Genomic DNA, 15711 nt, shown 5'->3' with positions numbered 1-15711 from the left:
GGCCCGCTCCCCCCGGGTCGTCAGGCCCCGACGGCCGTCGCTCACGCCGGAGCGAGCAGCAGTGCCAGTGCGTCGGCTGTCGCGGGGTGCCGGGTGAGCAGTGCCGGGCCCGCGGGCGCCTCCTCGATCGCCCAGTCGTCGTCACACCCGAACAGTTCCGCCAGGGCGTCGCAGGTGGCCGGACGCCCGGCGAGCAGTGCGGCTCCCCGGCGGGCGGACGGCCGCGTGAAGGCGGCGGGCGGGCCTGCCGGCGAACGCCACGGCGGCACCCAGGCGTCCAGGTCGGCGAGGCGGCCGGGGAAGACCCGGCCGGCCTCGCGGGTCAGCAGCGGTGCCAGCTCCGCGCCGCTGCTGCGCAGCGTGGTGATCAGGACGGGCAGCCAGGGCAGCAGAACCCGGTCCGGCAACCGGGCGAAGGCGTTGGAGACCGCCTCCACGACGACGTCGACCAGGCCGGGCACCGGTTCGAGGGCGTGCAGGAGCCCGCTGAGGTAGCCGGGACAGGAAGGCAGGAGCAGCGGGTTGTCGAGCAGTTCGTCGCAGCGTTCCCTCAGTTCCTTCCGGGAGAGCCCGCCGAGGTGGAGCTGCGCGGCCCACAGCAGGGCGGTCCTGGCGGGCTCCTGCGGGTGGGACTGGGCGACGGCGAGTTCCAGCTGGGTGCGGTCGCTGCCCAGGGACAGGGCGAGGCCCTCCATGCCGAACAGGAAGCCGAGCATGGCGGCGACCTGGCGCACCGTCGCCGTTTCGTCGGTGAACGCGGTCGGGAGCAGGGTGCAGTAGTGCGCGTAGCCGGTCTTCGCGAACTGCTCGATCCACGACGGCAGGACCGGCTCGCTGGTGCGGTAGTACGCGAGCAGCGTGCGGACCCGGCGCAGCACCTCCGGCGCGCCGTCGACGCTGCGCTCGGTGGACAGGACCTCCAGGGCGCGGGTGCCGAGCTCGTCGGCGAGGCGGCGGCTGCCGAGGTGCAGCGTGGCGTCCTCGACGGTCCGCAGGACCTCGGCGGTCGTCGCCCGCGGGGCGTTGGCCTCGCGGCGCAGACGCTGTTCGAGGACCTGCTCCAGGCTGACGCCCTCGTAGCCGAGCTCGATCAGGGCCCGCTGGTGGGTGCCGAGCGCGAGGTCCCAGGACTCCTGGACAGGCTGCTCGCCGAGCTTGCGCTCGCCCATGACCGGGCGGGCCGCACCGTGCGGGAGCAGGTGACGCAGCATCCACAGCACGTCCGAGCAGGCCTTGAGCCGCGGGTCGGACTTGATGTCCAGCAGCGCCCGCTTCACGCCTCGTGCCTGGAGGTTCAGCCCGAGCGGGGCGAGCCGGTCGTGGACGTCGCGGGCGAGCGGCGGCAGCGACTCGTAGCCGACCTGGCCGATCCGGTCGCCGCCCATCATGATCTCGACCAGACGGCGGACGTCGCGCCGGCCGGGCACGCTGTCCTTCTCGATGCAGGTGACCGCCGCGTCCAGGAAGTCGTACGGCGTCGGCCTGGCCCGGTCACGCATGCCGGCGAGCAGGATGGACGTCTCGTACACGGCGATGGCGTCGGCGGTGGAGGCGAGGTAGCCGCTGCGGCGGGCCGCGCGCACGATCTCCACGGACCAGCCGAGCAGTTCCTGCTGGTCGAGGCGGTCCAGGACCGGCGGGCGCCGCAGGAACCCCGACAGCAGGTCGGTGGTGTCCGCCGCCACCACCGGCGCCGGGGCGGCGGCCCTTCCGTGCCCGTCCCGCCCTGGCGCCGGCCTGGCCCTTGAGCCGGTACGGCTGGACACGGGTGCGCTTGAGGTTCTTCTCCCACTGGGTGGCGGCGATGGACACCGACCCGCTCTCCAGGCCGAACTGCGCCTCGATGGCCGTGTGGCTGGAGGGGATCAGGCCGTACTGCCATGCGGTCGCCGTGCGCGGCGAGACGGTGAAGGTGCCGGACGAACCGTGGACGCCGAACTCCTCGACCCGGCTGGCGGCGTGGAAGGCGCCGCAGACGTACACGCTGTCGGCCGGGTCGGCGCCGGTGGCTGCGAGGTACTCGCGGATGCGGGTCCACATGTACCGCTCGCGGTCCTCGTCGACCCGGACCCGGCCGGGGTCGCCGGGCGCCAGACGGCGGAAGAGGCTGCCGATCAGGAACATGACCTGCCGGTAGGTGTCGTGGTCCGCGTCGCCGAGCGGCAGCTCGACGTACTGGTGCCACCACTCCGACCAGTGCCTGACCTTGCCGTGGCGCAGCAGGTGCTGCTCCAGCTCGGCGAACCGGGGCCGCAGGTCGCCGAGTTCCACTCCGACCGCGTCGCCGTGCAGCGCGGCCTCCGCCTCGGCGGGGGCGGTGCCGCCCATGGCGTCCTCGCGGGGCTGCCACTGGAAGACGTGGTCCGAGGACCGGTCCACGAGGACCAGCTCGACGCCCGGGGTCTCCAGCGCGTACGCGATGGCCTGGTACTCGGCGGAGGCCTCGGTGATCGGCGCGAGGACGGACAGCGGCGCCCAGCCGGCGGGGAATCCGTCGATGTGCGTGGCGAAGGCCTGGACGGCGACCGGCAGGCGGCAGTTGCGCAGCTCGGTGAGGAGCGGCGCCATGTCCTCGCACAGCTCCAGGAACACCGTCTTCGGCTGCTTGGCGCGCAGCCGGCGGGCCATGGCAGTGGCGGAGGCGGGGGAGTGGTGGCAGACGGGGAAGATCTCCAGCGGCTCGCGCAGCGCGCGGTCGACGTCGTCCACGAGTCCGTGGAGGATGCCGTCCAGCGTTCCCGGGCCGCCCGCGAACGTGGCCGCGGCGTCCTGGAGTTGGGCGCGCAGTGCGTCGAAGGTGCCGTGCGCGGGGTGCCCGTTCTCGGCGGACACCCGGGTGGTCACGTCGTTCACGCGAGCGCCTTCAGCGTGTCGAGGCCGGCCTCCAGGAACTCCGGCCACTCGCCGCCCTCCTGCCGGCTGCGCGGGCCGACCACGCCGGTGAGGTACTTGGTGAGGATGACCGAGTCCTCGGGGGCGCGCCGGGCGAGCGAGCCGACCAGCGAGGAGCCGAGGGTACGGGCGGTCAGCGCGCGCTCGCCGAAGAAGTTGCTGTGCAGGACGGCGTCCTCCAGCACGCCGATCTGCTCGGCGGTGGACAGCGCGGACTCCAGCTTCTCGTCGTCGCTGCCGGCCGAGGCGGCGGCGTCGCGCAGGTCGCCGAAGCTGCGCAGCAGCACGTCGAGCAGGGTGGGCGGCACCTCCAGGTCGAGTTCGTGGCGGCGCAGCAGCTCCTCGGTGCGGAAGCGGACGATCTCCGCCTCGCTGGCCTTGTTGGTCACCACCGGGATGCGCACGAAGTTGAAGCGCCGCTTGAGCGCGGAGGACAGGTCGTTGACGCCCCGGTCGCGGCTGTTGGCGGTGGCGATGACCGAGAAGCCGGGCTTGGCGAACACGATGCCGTCCTCGCCGCCCAGTTCGGGCACCGACACGTACTTCTCGGAGAGGATGGAGATCAGCGCGTCCTGGACGTCGCTGGTGGAGCGGGTGAGCTCCTCGAACCGGCCGATCGTGCCGGTCTCCATCGCGGTCATGATCGGCGAAGGGATCATCGACTCCCGGGACTGGCCCTTGGCGATCACCATGGACACGTTCCAGGAGTACTTGAGGTGGTCCTCCGTGGTGCCGGCGGTGCCCTGCACCACCTGGGTGGAGTTGCGGCACACCGCGGCGGCCAGCAGCTCCGCGAGCCAGCTCTTGCCGGTACCGGGGTCGCCGATCAGCAGCAGGCCGCGGTCGGAGGCCAGGGTCACGATGGCGCGCTCGACGATGCTGCGCTCACCGAACCACTTCTGCCCGATCTCGCGGTCCAGGCCGTCGGAGCGCTCGGAGCCGAGGACGAACGTGCGGACCATCTTCGGTGACAGCCGCCAGGTGGACGGCCGGGGGCCGGTGTCGATCGACTCCAGGTAGTCCAGCTCGTCGGCGTACTTGGCCTCGGCGGGGGCGCGGAGCATGTCGGTCATCGGGGTGGGTCGCCTCTCTGTGGCGGGACAGGAATCGTCGGTAGGGGCGGCGGGTGCGTGCGCCGGACGCCGGATCAGGTGAGGAAGGTCTTGAGCTCGTGGACGAGCTTGCGCATGTGCCCGGAGATCACCGGGGTGCCCTGGTCCTTGAAACGCTCGCGGAACCAGGGGTTGACGCTGCCGCGGCCCGAGCTGGTGACCGAGCCGACCGGGATGAACTTCACCCCGGACCGGTGCACGGCGGCCATCTGCTCGAACAGCTCCTCGCCGCGCCACTCGTAGAAGTCGGAGATCCACACCACCACGGTGTTGCGCGGTTCGGCGATCTTCGGCTGGGTGAGGGCCATGGCGACAGTGCCGTCGGTGCCACCGCCGAGGTCGGTGCGCAGCAGTGTCTCGAACGGGTCGTGGACCCAGGGGGTGAGGTCGACGGCCCGCGTGTCATAGGCGATCAGGTGGACGTCGACCTTGGGCAGGCCGGCGAAGATCGAGGCCAGGATGGTGCAGTTGACCATGGAGTCGACCATCGAGCCGGACTGGTCCACCACGACGACCAGCCGTTGCGGCGTGGTCTTGCGGGCAGTCTGCCGGTAGTAGAGGCGGTCGACGTAGAGCCGCTCGTCCTCCGGGCTCCAGTTGATGAGGTTCTTGTCGATCGTGCGCTTGAGGTCGAGGTTGCGGAACACCCGCTTCGGCGGCACCGAACGGTCCAGCTCCCCGACGGTGGCCTTCTCGACCTGGGTGCGCAGCACCTCGGCGACCTCGTCGACGAACCGCCGGATCAGCGCCTTGGCGTTGGCGAGCGCGGTGCCGTCGAGGTTGCCCTTGTCGCGCAGCAACTGCTCGATCAGCGACATGCTCGGGGTGAGCCGGGCGGCGAGCGTGCTGTCCGCGAGGACCTCGCGCAGATGCATGCGCTTGACCAGGTCCGCTTCGAGGGCGGCGAGTTCGGGGCCGATCACCGGGATCAGCGCCGACGGGTCGGGGCTTCCGGCGCTGCCTGACCCGGCAGCCGGGCCGGTGGGACCGGGCCCCGTCCCGCCGGTGCGCCCGGCGCGCAGATCGCCCGGCCGCAAGCCCAGAGCCCGTTCCAGCCATCCGGCGTCGGCCTGCCAGCGGGACAGCTGTCCGGCGGTCACCGTGCCGGTGCCGGTGGCGAAGGTGTTGAGGAGGACCTTGGAGAACAGCGCCGCCCGCCACACCTCGGCGGCGCGGTCCCGGTCGCCGTCCGTCGTGCCGGCGTCGGCCGGGTCGGCGTCCGGCGCCGTGAGGCCGTCGAACCCGGCTGCCAGGCCCGGGTGGCGCTGGACGAGGGAGTCGACAGACGTGCGCGGGTCGAGCAGGCCCGCCGGCAGTCCGAGGTCCTCCACGACGGCCAGGCTCGCCGTCTCCAGGGCGGGCTGCTCCACGGGGTCGAAGAGGCTCGCCAGCAGGCGCCAGTAGAGGACCTGGCGGCGGTTCTCCTCCGGCGTCACGGCGGGGCCGGCCTGGGGTACGGGGTCGTCGGTCATTTCCGCAGCAGCCTTCCGGCGCGCTCGCGCAGCACGGCCACGGTCTCGGTCGCGGCGGCCTCGGCCTTGGCGGCCGCCTTGTCGGTGGTGCCCCCGGCCCACGCCCCCGCGTGCACGGCCACCGTGCGCCGCTTGACCGGGGTCTCCACGGCGAGCGGCTGGAGCCGGAACGCCCCGGCGTCCCAGCGGAGCAGACCGATGCACGCGGTGGACGCGGCGACCGCCTGCGGGGTGAGCGGCCCGGCCGCCGGGACGCGGCCGGTGTCGACGGCCACCGGGTGGCCGGCCAGCGTGAACACCGGACCACCGTCCTCCTCCTGGACGGTGTAGTTCTCCAGGAGAACGGGTTCGGCCAGCCGGACGGGGTGCCGTTCCAGCGGCGCGACCGCCGCGCCGACCGCGGTGGGCAGCACGGCCCGCGCGGTGGCGAACGGGTCGGCGGCCCCGGCCGGCCGCGCGCACCCCTCGTGCCACAGCAGGTCGCCCTCGGCTGTGACCGGCATGTCGGTCAGGTCCATCGCCAGGCCCGCACCGGCCGCGGCGAGCAGCGACAGGCTCGGGCGCAGCAGCTGCCACACTCCGGCGCCGACGACGCTGTCCGGCCTGGGGACGGACACGGATGCCCGGACCAGGCGCGGCGCGGAGCCGTCGGCCGGCTCCAGCACCGCGTGGACCTGCGCCTGCGCGGCCGTGGCGTGCTCCTGCAGGTCGACACCGAGCGGCAGCAGCCGGCCGGTCACCGTCCCCGCAGCCCCGGCGCCGGCCGCACCCGGGTGCGTCAGCAGCATGGCCCGCGACCAGAGATCGGCCCACCGACGTGCCGGGACCCGGTCCAGCTGCGCGCCCGGGCACGACGCGGCGAGTTCGCCGGCGAAGCCGTCGAGCAGCACCCCGAACCGGCGCAGGGCCGGATCCGGAAGCATCGCGGAGACGACCGGAGCGGCGCCGGAGACGATGTCGTGGTCCATCCCGCGCCAGCCGGACCGGGCGAGGTCGGTGAGCCAGGACCGCGCCGCGGCGAGCAGGTTCGGCGAGCCCGGCAGGCCCGGTCCGGAAGCCGTCCACTCGCTGCGTGCGCGGCCGGTGGCCTCGCCGACGGTGGCGGCGAGTGCGTCGTGGGCGGCGCCCAGCAGCGCGGTGCGCGCGGCGGCGAGCACCAGCAGGTGCTCCTCGTCGGCCGCGCCCGTGGCCGCCCGGTCGGCCGCCTCGGCGACGCGCGCGGCGAGCGGGGAGCCGGTGAGCGCGTCGGCCAGCCGGCCCAGCGCTTCGGCCTGGGCGGGCTGCGGCCGCAGCAGGCCGGCGGACAGCGCCCGGTCGAAGGCGTCGACGACGGCCAGAACCTCGTCGAGGCCGTCGACCGGTGCGGACAGGAGGTCGGTGCGCATCACGCCACCGCCCCGGCGGTCGGGAACCAGTGCATGTCCGGCAGCGGCTCGGTCGCCGCGTCGAACTCCAGGTATTCCAGGTGGTTCAGGAACCGGGCGAACACCGAGGCCGCCGGCGAGCTCCCGGCCTTCGCCGGGCGGGCCGCAGCCATGACGCGGCCGATCTCCGCGGCGTCGGGCTCCGCGGTGTCGGTGTCCACCCGCAGGTAGCGGGCGACCCGTGGGCCGCCGAACTGCACCACTCCCTCGGCGATCAGGGCGTGGAGGTGCTTGCAGTAGCCGCCGTGGGCACCGCCGCAGGGGCGGTTGTTGTTGGTGCTGCACGCGAACTCGAAGGTGCCGGCCGCGATCGCCGACACGTAGACCCGGCCGATGTCCGAGCCGCTGGAGACGACGCCCTGCAGGCGCCCGTCGGCCAGCTGCACGAACGGTACCTTGGCGAGCTTGCGCGGCCGGGCGGGTGGGACCACCCGGGCCGTGCTCGATTCCTCCCAGGCAGGCAACAGCACACCAGCTCCTCAGGATGACAGGGGGATTCACGCCGCATCGGAGCGGCGTTCGTGCTGATCAACATAGGGCCGACCACTGACACGGCCGCCGGAGCGCGGCTTCCGGCAGCCGTGGGCCCGCCGAGGCCCGGGGCCTCGCCCCCGTCGGCACCCGTGCGAGGTTGCTGCGGTCGCGTCCGTGTCGGTCCCGCGCCGCCGACACCCCGTCCCGGCGAGGGCATCGGCATCGGCGGCGGTGTCCCCGCCGCGCAGCAGGGGACGGGGACCGGGCCGGACCGATCAGGATTCGAGAAGCCCCGGGCGCCGGGCCGACCGTAGCGTGACGGACATGGGAAACAACGAAACCACCGCGTCCACCGCGTCCACCGCGTCCCTCGCGTCCGTCACCCTGGAGGTGGCCGACACGGCGGACGCCCACCGCTTCTACACCGCCTTCGGCGTGGACCGGTACGTTCGCCTGCGGGAGTCCGGGGCGCCGTCCACCGGGTTCCGTGGCTTCGCGCTGGCGCTCACCGTGTCCGGGCCGGCCACCGTCGACGCCTTCCTCGCCGCCGCCGTGGGCGCCGGCGCCACCGTGATCAAGCCCGCGACGAAGTCCCTGTGGGGCTACGGGGGTTCCGTCCAGGCGCCGGACGGGACGGCCTGGAAGGTCGCGACCTCGGCGAAGAAGGACACCGGCCCGGCCACCCGCGAGATCGACGACGTCGTCCTGCTGCTCGGCGTGGAGAGCGTCAAGGCCACCAGGGAGTTCTACGTGGGCCGTGGCCTGACCGTGGCCAGGAGCTTCGGCGGCAAGTACACCGAGTTCGCCCCGGGTGAGGCCGGCGCCGTCAAGCTGGCGCTGTACAAGCGCCGCGCCCTGGCCAAGGAGGTGGGCGTTCCCGTCGACGGCACCGGCTCGCACCGGATCGTCCTCGGCGGCACCGCGGATCCCTTCGCCGACCCGGACGGGTTCGCCTGGGAGGCCGCGGTGCGGGCCGCCGCCGGCCCGTCCGCACGGTCCTGACCCGCGGCCGCCCGGCCGTGCGAGGGCGAGGGAGAGGGCGAGGACGGGGGCGCGGGGCGGTGCGGCCCTGGCACCGTCAGGCCGGGCGGCGGGCTAGTGAAGGTCGGTGCAGGCCGACGGATAGGTGTCGCAGTAGCTCGTGAACTTCCCTGCGGACGTGGCGGAAAGCATGGCGTGCACGACCGCCCGTGACAGGGCGTTGGCCGCCGCGCTCTCGATCTCGGTGAGGGTTTCGGAGTCGTTCGGATCGTTGGTGGCCAGTTTGTGGCCGGTGCCGGTCGCCACGGAGAAGACGCTGTCCCCGTCGTAGAGCGTGTGCAAGGGGTTGATCGCCCGGGCCAGGCCGTCGTTCGCGACCGAGGCCATCCGGGTCACCGCGGAGTTCTCCATGCTCGCATTGGTGGCGACGACGGCGATCGTGGTGTTGTGGTCTCCCGTCGGGGCCGTTGGCGCCTTGCACTCCTGGGGCGAGGGGTTCCTCAGCCCGGCGAACTCCTGACCGATCCCCAAGGAGGCTCCCAGCAGAGAACAGTCCCGGGGGTTCACGGTCGATCCGAGGGCATTGACCACGACGAGAGCACCGACGACGATGCCGCCGGGCAGTTTGACGCTGGCCGTACCGACACCGCCTTTGAGCCCCCCTGCCACGGCTCCCGTTCCGGCACCCGCAGTGCCCTGGGCCACCGGGCCGCCGGTGGCGGCGTCGATCGCCCGGTACCCCCAGGAAGCCGTGGGCCTGGCCCGGACATCGCCGCCCCTGCCGATGTCGTAGATCACCGCGCCGGGGGCCACCGGCACCGTGGTCTTCCCGTGGTCCTCCAGCCAGTGCATCACGCCGGTGCCGGTGTCCATGCCCCAGGAGCTGCCGCCGGTGAGGACGACGGCATCCACCCCTGGGTTGTTGTCGAGCGGATTGAGCCGGTCCGTCAGCCAGGTGCCCGGGTCGCCGCCGCGTACGTCGACACCGGCCACCGGAACGCCTGGCGTGTACACCACGGTGGTCCCGGTGAGGTAGGGCGGGCGGGTCTGCTGGACCTGGCCGACCAGGATGCCCGGGACGTCGGTGATGGCGTTGAACCGACCCGGCGTGCCACCTGTGGTCGCCGCCCCTTCGGCCGCCGCGCAGGGGACGGCGGCGCCGAGGGCCAGTGAGCAAGCGGCCACACAGGCCCCGGGTACCAGAAGGCGCGTCAGTCGTGACCTCATCGGATCTCCGTATGCTGTCGGGCGGCCCGGGAGGGCCGGATATGACGGGTCGGGTCGGGTCGCCGGGCCGACTCCCGGCTCGCGACGTGTCCGAGCCCACCGCTTCTCCGATCTCCTTGCGGAAGAAGGGCCGTACGCGAGCGACCGGACCGTGCGGAGGGACGGCACCCGATACCGTGGACACGATAAGTCACGAATCCATCACTCTCCGTCATGGCGTCTCGTCGTGTCGGTCCGCCCGCTACGGGGTCCGCACCTCGGGAGGCGGAACACCCGTCCTGCAGGACGATGGGAACGACGTCGCCTGCGGGATCGTCCGGACCCTTCTGGTCGACCTCCACCGGAAACGGTGTGAACAAGACGGCAGCCGCCGGCGCAGTCCCGGTGTCCCGGCCGTGACGGTCCCCCTCCCGGAACGCTCCGGCAGGGGGACCGCGGGCACCCGCGCCGCGCCGACGCGGCAGCAGGAGGCGTGCCGGGTCCGGCCGCAGGGCTCCTCGGCCCCGGCGGACGCGCACCCGTGCGCAGCGGTTACAGGGTGCGGGAGAGGCGGTCCGTCAGGAGCCGGGTGAAGCGGGCCGGGTCGGGCAGGTCGCCGCCCTCGGCGAGCAGGGCGCTGCCGTGGACGAGCTCGGCGGTGTCCGCGAGTGCCGGGTCGTCGGGATTCGCCCGGTGGGCCTGGTGGAGCGCGGTGACGAGCGGGTGGCCGGGGTTGAGTTCGAGGATGCGCTTGACCGGCGGGAGCTCCTGGCCCATGGCCCGGTACATCTTCTCCAGGGTGGGGGTCAGGTCGTGGGCGTCGCCGACCAGGCACGCGGCGGAGGTGGTGAGCCGGGTGGAGAGGCGGACCTGCTTGACGTGCTCGCCCAGGGTGGTCTGCAGCCACCCGAGGAGGTCGGCGAAGTCCTTTTCGCGCCGGGCCTTCTCCGCCTTCGCCTCGTCGCCGCCGTCGCCGTCGTGGTCGCCGTCGTGGTCGAGGTCGACCTGCCCCTTGGCGATGGACTGGAACCGGTGGCCGTCGAAGGCGGGGACCTGGTCGGTCCAGACCTCGTCGACGGGGTCGGTGAGGATCAGCACCTCGTAGCCCTTGGCGGCGAAGGCCTCCATGTGCGGGGAACTCTCCACCGTCCGACGGTTCTCGCCGGTCAGGTAGTAGATGGTGTCCTGGCCGTCCTTCATCCGCGCGACGTACTCGCGCAGCGTGGTCGCCTGCTCCGGGTCGTTCGTCGAGGCCGCGCGGACCAGCTCCAGCAGCGCGTCGGTGTTGTCGCGGTCCCCGATCAGGCCCTCCTTGATCACCCGGCCGAACTGCTCCCACAGCTCGGCGTAGGCGTCGGCCTTCGCGGTCTGCATGGTCCTCAGCGCGCCGAGGACCTTCTTGACGAGGCGCCGGCGGACGGCGGTGATCTGGCGGTCGTGCTGCAGGATTTCGCGGGAGACGTTCAGCGAGAGGTCGTGGGCGTCGACGACGCCCTTGACGAAGCGCAGGTAGTCCGGCATCAGCGCATCGCAGTCGTCCATGATGAACACGCGCTTGACGTACAGCTGCACGCCCCGCTTGGCGTCGCGGGAGAACAGGTCGAACGGGGCGTGCGCGGGGATGAACAGCAGCGCCTCGTACTCGAAGGTGCCCTCGGCGCGCATGTGGACGGTCTCGGCCGGGGGCTGCCAGTCGTGGCTGATCTGCTGGTAGAACTCGCTGTACTCGGCCTCGGTCACCTCGCCGCGCGGGCGGGCCCACAGGGCCTTCATCGAGTTCAGCGTCTCCGGGCCGTCCGTGGCCGCGTCCCCGGCGTCCGTGTTCGCACCGTTGGGTTCGGCGGCCATCCGGATGGGCCAGCGGATGAAGTCCGAGTACTGCTTGACGATCTGGCGGATCTTCCGTGCGGCGAGGTAGTCGCCGAGTCCGTCCTCGGTGTCCGCGGGCTTGAGGTGCAGCGTGACGGAGGTGCCCACCGGCAGGCCGTCGGTCTGCGCGACGGTGTAGGTGCCCTCACCGTCGGACTCCCACGTGGTGCCCTGCTCGGTGCCGGCGCGGCGGGTGCGCAGGGTGACCTTGTCGGCGACCATGAACGCCGAGTAGAAGCCGACGCCGAACTGCCCGATCAGGCTCTGCGCCGCGTCCGCGTCCTTGGCCTCCTTGATCTTGGCCAGCAGACCGGCGGTGCCGGACTTGGCGATGGTGCCGATGAGGTCGACGACGTCGTCCCGGGTCATGCCGATGCCGTTGTCCCGCACCGTCAGGGTGCGGGCCTCCTGGTCGACCTCCAGCGTGATGTGCAGGTCGGACGTGTCGACGGCGAGGCCGGTGTCGGTGAGGGATTCCAGGCGGAGCTTGTCGAGGGCGTCGGAGGCGTTGGAGATCAGCTCGCGCAGGAAGATGTCCTTGTTCGAGTAGATCGAGTGGATCACCAGCTGCAGCAGCTGGCGGGTCTCCGCCTGGAACTCCAGCGTCTCGGTCGGGCTGGCCACGGGTGGCGTCTCCTTCGGGTGTGCGGACGGAAAGGGTTCGGTTCGGTCGGGGCGACTGCCGGCCGAGTGTCTCGGGGCCGGGTGTCTCACGCGGCCGGACCCGGTCCTCGGATGCGGTCGAGGGCTGGTGGGACGGCGCGGGGCGGGCCCGCGGGTCGGGTCCGGCACCGTCCCGTGCTCTGCGGGCCGCGGCCCGTCGGGCTCGCGGTCACGGGCCGGTGGCGGGTCTGCGCCGCTGCCGGCCGCTGTCGGTGCGCAACTGCTCGGTCCGGGCGGTGAGTTCGTCGAGGCGGGCCGCGATCGTCGGGTGGTCCGCCGCCAGGAGGGGCCGGGTCTCGGTGAGCGGGGCGAGCAGGCGGGCGGGGTCGTGGTGGCCGAGTGCGTCCAGCAGGCGTCGTACGGCGGGTGCCGCCGAGGTGACGAGGCCGTCCAGGGAGCTGATCTGGCCGGCGAGGCGGCGCAGGTCCACGGCGTTGGCGCGGGCCCAGGTGATCACCGCGCGGTCGGCGGCGCGCCGGTCGCGCGCGGCCCGGACGCGCTGCTCGCCGGTGCTGCCCGCCTCGGTGCCGGCGTCGCTGTCGGGGCGCATGCGCAGGTAGCGGCGCTCGGCGGCCTGGCGGCTGCGGACGCCCATCGGTTCGGCGAGGTCGGCCCAGGTGGCGCCGGCGCCGCGGGCGGTCTCGATCAGGCCGGTCTCCCAGCCGGAGAGTTCCTCCCGGAGGTGGCGCAGCATCAGGAGTGCGGACAGGGCCTGCTGCGGGTCGCTCTGGCGGGCGGTGTCCGCGGTGTCCGCAGGTGCGCGGCGGGCCGTGCGGGCGGCGGCGTCCATCGTGCCCAGCGCGGCGGCGGCGGCCAGGAACGAGGCCGGGCCCGTCCCGGCCGTGCCGGTGTCCCGCATCGTCACGCCGTCACCCTTTCGTTGACCTGCCGCTTGTCATCGCATGGACGACATGCTCCGGGCGACATGGTACAACGCCGTGTCGCGCCGCACCGGCCCCCGTCGCCCGATCCGCAGGACGCCGCGCGGTCGGCCCGGGGCGGCCGACGGTTCCGAACGACGGGGCCGCAGACGAGGGTTCTGCAGCCGAGCGATGCCCAGCAGGAGGTCGACACCGTCGTCCCGACCGGGGCGGGAAGCCGGTCGTGGAACGTGTGCTGGAGGTGCCCGGCGTCACCGCCGGGCGCAAGGACCGCCCCGGGCTTCGGCAGGGGGAGGTCTCACGCCGTCGTCGGTGTGGCTCGCAGGCCGCCGAGCAATGCGGCCAGGTAGCGGTGCGCGGTGTCGATCCGGTCTGCGGGAGCGCTGCCGTGGACGTCGACGGCGTAGGCGATGCCGCACATGAGCGGGACCAGGTCGGCTGCGGCCAGGCCGGGACGGACGGCGCCGGCCTCGCGGGCCCGGTCGAGGAGTGTGGTGCCTGTGGACCACAGGGACTCCTTGAGTTCCGTGGTGCGCGGCAGGGCGTCGACCGGAGCGGCGGCCACCGGCGCTACGGAGGCGTCGGTGACCTGCGCCTCGATGGTGCGGGCCAGGAAGCCCTCCAGCGCCCGCCAGGCGTCGGTGTCGGCCAGCGCCTGCCTGCCGTGGGCGGCCAGGGCCTCCAGGCGGGGGGTGGCGACGGCTTCCAGGAGCGCCTCGGGCGTGGCGAAGTGGCGGTAGACGGTGCCGACTCCGAGTCCGGTGCGGCGGGCGACGTCGTTGAGCTGCAACGGCGTGCCCTGGTCGACCAGTTCGCGGGCGACGGCCACGATCCGGTCCCAGTTGCGGGCCGCGTCCTTGCGCAGTGGTGTCGTCGTCATGGGGTCATGGTAATCGGATAGCTCATCCGGATGGCCCCGCCGCCCGAGTCCACCGCTGCAGCCGGGCCGGCGCCGGCCGTCACGGGGCCGACCGGGTGCTTCCCGTCGCCCGGGCATACCGCCGGCCGCGCCCGCTCGTTGAATCTGCCGGACGTGGCGACGGAGCGCGTCCCACCGCTCCCGCCGGTCGGCCGGCACCTGCCACCCCCCCCGGGTGCCGGCCGGCCGGCAGGAGCGGCTCGGGGCCGGGAGTGCGGCAGCCGCCCGGTCCCCACTGCGTCCCCCTCCCGGAGCCGGGCAGGGGTCCGGGAGGAAGGCGGACGACGATGGCCGATCCAGAGACGGGGCACGCGCGTCCTGCGGGCATGGACGATGCGACGGTCGAGGCCCTTGGGATGCTGTCCCAGGCGTGGGAGACGACCCAGCGCGCGCGAGGACGGCTGTACGACTTCCACCAGCTGACCGGCGGTGCGGACAAGGTGGTCGGCGAGGCGGTCCGCCTCCTGCGGCACGCCGGCCACCACGACCAGGCCGACCTGGTCGAGCGGGAGGTCCAGGGAGCCGACGTCCTGCCGGGAATGTGGACGTTCCAGATCGTGGAGGCCTACGACAGCGGCTACCACCAGCGGTTCACCGACGTCGCCCGCCGAGTCCGCCAGGCCCTCGCGGGCGACCGGGACCACATCGCCGAGGCCGAGATGAAGCAGCGCCGCGAGACCACCTGACTGCCACCTGGCGTTCCGCACCGCGTACCGGCCGGCCGCTGCCGCACCGGAGGTGTTCCGGCCCCGCCACCTGCTGCCCCTGCCGCGCCTACCGGTCGTCGACGGGTGCCGGCGAGGCAGTGACGCTGACCCACCCCTGGTCGGCGTCGACGACGGCCAGCGGTGCTACGGAGGTGCCGCCCGCGGTCCCGAAGGCGGCACAGGTCGGGACGGCGGTGTCGACCTCCACCAGGGGGTTGCGCACGTTGGTGTCGAGCTTGTCGAACAGCAGGAGCGTGCCGCCGAAGCCCTGGGCCGGCACGCCCGAGGTGACGGTCACGTCGTGGTGCCAGGCCCAAACGCCCCAGGTGACGGTGGTGGCCACGTCGGCGCTCCGGCCGGTGGGCGTCGACAGCAGGGCGTACACCTGCCCCTGGTAGGACTGCGCGAACTGGTACACCCAGTGGGTGCGGACCTCGCATCCGGAACCGGCCGACGGCCAGGGCAGCGGGGAGGGCGGGGGCACGACCACGACGGAGGGCATCGGGGCCGGCGTGCCCGCGGCAGCCGCAGCGGCCGGGCGGGGTGCCGTGGCCGCATCCTGGCCGGCCGACCATCCGGCGGACCAGCCGACCGCCCAGCCGGCGGTCAGACCCGCGGCCAGCGCGGCGAGCGCCCGGAAACGGGCCGGAACCCACCGCCGGCGCCCACCCGGCCCCAGCACCGGGCCGGTCGGGACAGCAGGCCCACCCGGCCCGTCCACCCGCGCCACGGCCCCGCCCCCGGACGGTACCGAGGGCGGCGCGGACACGGTCGCTTCCCGCGCGACCTCCTCCTGGACCCGCTCCCACCGCTCCCGCCACACGGCCGGCTCGCTCTGCCCACAGGCCCGCACGAACGCCTCGACCGTCGGCCAGGTGGGCAGCTCCACCCCGCCGGCCGCCTCCGAGAGCACCGACACGGAACGATGGACCCGCCGGCTCATGGTGGCGAAGGTGGGGTTCCCGGCCGACTGTCGTAACTCGCGCAACTGGGCGGCGAACCCGGCCACCGGTCCGGCGGAGGGGTCCAACGCACGTTGTTTGCGGCCCACTTCCGTTCCTCTCTCTGGTCAGAGCCACGGGATTGTTTGTCCGTACTCTGACGCACCGGG

11 protein-coding genes and 1 pseudogene are annotated in these 15711 nt (G+C 73.5%); 2 read left to right on the top strand and 10 right to left on the bottom strand.

From position 1 onward, the window contains the following. Window positions 1–41: 41 nt before the first annotated feature. The 5 genes and pseudogenes from ACZ7KX_RS25345 to ACZ7KX_RS25325 all read right to left on the bottom strand — a co-directional run bounded on the left by ACZ7KX_RS25345 (window position 42) and on the right by ACZ7KX_RS25325 (window position 7364). A pseudogene (locus tag ACZ7KX_RS25345) lies at window positions 42–2832 on the bottom strand (DUF5682 family protein). A 17-nt stretch (window positions 2833–2849) separates the two neighbouring features. Continuing rightward, on the bottom strand, window positions 2850–3965 hold the full coding sequence (locus ACZ7KX_RS25340) for an ATP-binding protein (protein ID WP_470328438.1): 1116 nt from the start codon (window positions 3963–3965) through the stop codon (window positions 2850–2852). 74 nt (window positions 3966–4039) lie between these two features. Continuing rightward, on the bottom strand, window positions 4040–5476 hold the full coding sequence (locus tag ACZ7KX_RS25335) for a VWA domain-containing protein (RefSeq protein WP_470328437.1): 1437 nt from the start codon (window positions 5474–5476) through the stop codon (window positions 4040–4042). Continuing rightward, window positions 5473–6891, bottom strand: a complete 1419-nt coding sequence (locus ACZ7KX_RS25330; protein ID WP_470328658.1) for a hypothetical protein — start codon at window positions 6889–6891, stop codon at window positions 5473–5475. Before ACZ7KX_RS25330 ends, ACZ7KX_RS25335 begins: the two co-directional genes overlap by 4 nt. Then, window positions 6861–7364: a hypothetical protein gene (locus ACZ7KX_RS25325; RefSeq protein WP_470328657.1), complete on the bottom strand. Its 504-nt coding sequence runs from the start codon at window positions 7362–7364 to the stop codon at window positions 6861–6863. Before ACZ7KX_RS25325 ends, ACZ7KX_RS25330 begins: the two co-directional genes overlap by 31 nt. 334 nt (window positions 7365–7698) lie before the next feature. On the opposite strand from ACZ7KX_RS25325, the gene ACZ7KX_RS25320 reads away from it, so the two are divergent. Then, on the top strand, window positions 7699–8376 hold the full coding sequence (locus ACZ7KX_RS25320; protein WP_470328436.1) for a glyoxalase: 678 nt from the start codon (window positions 7699–7701) through the stop codon (window positions 8374–8376). A gap of 93 nt (window positions 8377–8469) precedes the next feature. Here ACZ7KX_RS25320 and ACZ7KX_RS25315 read toward each other — a convergent pair whose 3' ends face one another. The 4 genes from ACZ7KX_RS25315 to ACZ7KX_RS25300 form a co-directional block, all read right to left on the bottom strand. Next, the gene (locus tag ACZ7KX_RS25315; RefSeq protein ID WP_470328435.1) at window positions 8470–9540 is read right to left on the bottom strand and encodes a P1 family peptidase; all 1071 of its coding nucleotides are present in this window, start codon (window positions 9538–9540) and stop codon (window positions 8470–8472) included. A gap of 573 nt (window positions 9541–10113) precedes the next feature. After that, window positions 10114–12054, bottom strand: a complete 1941-nt coding sequence (gene htpG, locus ACZ7KX_RS25310) for a molecular chaperone HtpG (protein ID WP_470328434.1) — start codon at window positions 12052–12054, stop codon at window positions 10114–10116. A gap of 208 nt (window positions 12055–12262) precedes the next feature. Beyond that, complete coding sequence (locus tag ACZ7KX_RS25305) at window positions 12263–12952, bottom strand: type III effector protein (RefSeq protein ID WP_470328656.1); 690 nt, start codon at window positions 12950–12952, stop codon at window positions 12263–12265. A 320-nt stretch (window positions 12953–13272) separates the two neighbouring features. Further along, window positions 13273–13854: a TetR/AcrR family transcriptional regulator gene (locus ACZ7KX_RS25300; protein WP_470328433.1), complete on the bottom strand. Its 582-nt coding sequence runs from the start codon at window positions 13852–13854 to the stop codon at window positions 13273–13275. A gap of 365 nt (window positions 13855–14219) precedes the next feature. On the opposite strand from ACZ7KX_RS25300, the gene ACZ7KX_RS25295 reads away from it, so the two are divergent. Next, window positions 14220–14579, top strand: a complete 360-nt coding sequence (locus ACZ7KX_RS25295; RefSeq protein ID WP_470328432.1) for a hypothetical protein — start codon at window positions 14220–14222, stop codon at window positions 14577–14579. Between the two features lie 88 nt (window positions 14580–14667). Here the strand turns inward: ACZ7KX_RS25295 and ACZ7KX_RS25290 are convergent, their stop codons facing one another. Beyond that, a complete protein-coding gene (locus ACZ7KX_RS25290; RefSeq protein WP_470328431.1) occupies window positions 14668–15630 on the bottom strand; it encodes a helix-turn-helix domain-containing protein in 963 nt (320 codons plus the stop codon). Window positions 15631–15711 lie beyond the last annotated feature (81 nt).

This window comes from Kitasatospora sp. NPDC038210, from assembly GCF_055600605.1.
The sequence above is the reverse complement of the archived record's forward strand: the minus strand, read 5'-3'. Positions and strand labels throughout refer to the sequence as shown.

Coding starts and splice junctions, on each gene's coding strand:
- ACZ7KX_RS25320 (WP_470328436.1), top strand. CDS start 7,699: ATGGGAAACAACGAAACCACCGCGTCCACCGCGTCCACCGCGTCCCTC.
- ACZ7KX_RS25335 (WP_470328437.1), bottom strand. CDS start 5,476: ATGACCGACGACCCCGTACCCCAGGCCGGCCCCGCCGTGACGCCGGAG.
- ACZ7KX_RS25305 (WP_470328656.1), bottom strand. CDS start 12,952: ATGCGGGACACCGGCACGGCCGGGACGGGCCCGGCCTCGTTCCTGGCC.
- ACZ7KX_RS25340 (WP_470328438.1), bottom strand. CDS start 3,965: ATGACCGACATGCTCCGCGCCCCCGCCGAGGCCAAGTACGCCGACGAG.
- ACZ7KX_RS25295 (WP_470328432.1), top strand. CDS start 14,220: ATGGACGATGCGACGGTCGAGGCCCTTGGGATGCTGTCCCAGGCGTGG.
- ACZ7KX_RS25300 (WP_470328433.1), bottom strand. CDS start 13,854: ATGACGACGACACCACTGCGCAAGGACGCGGCCCGCAACTGGGACCGG.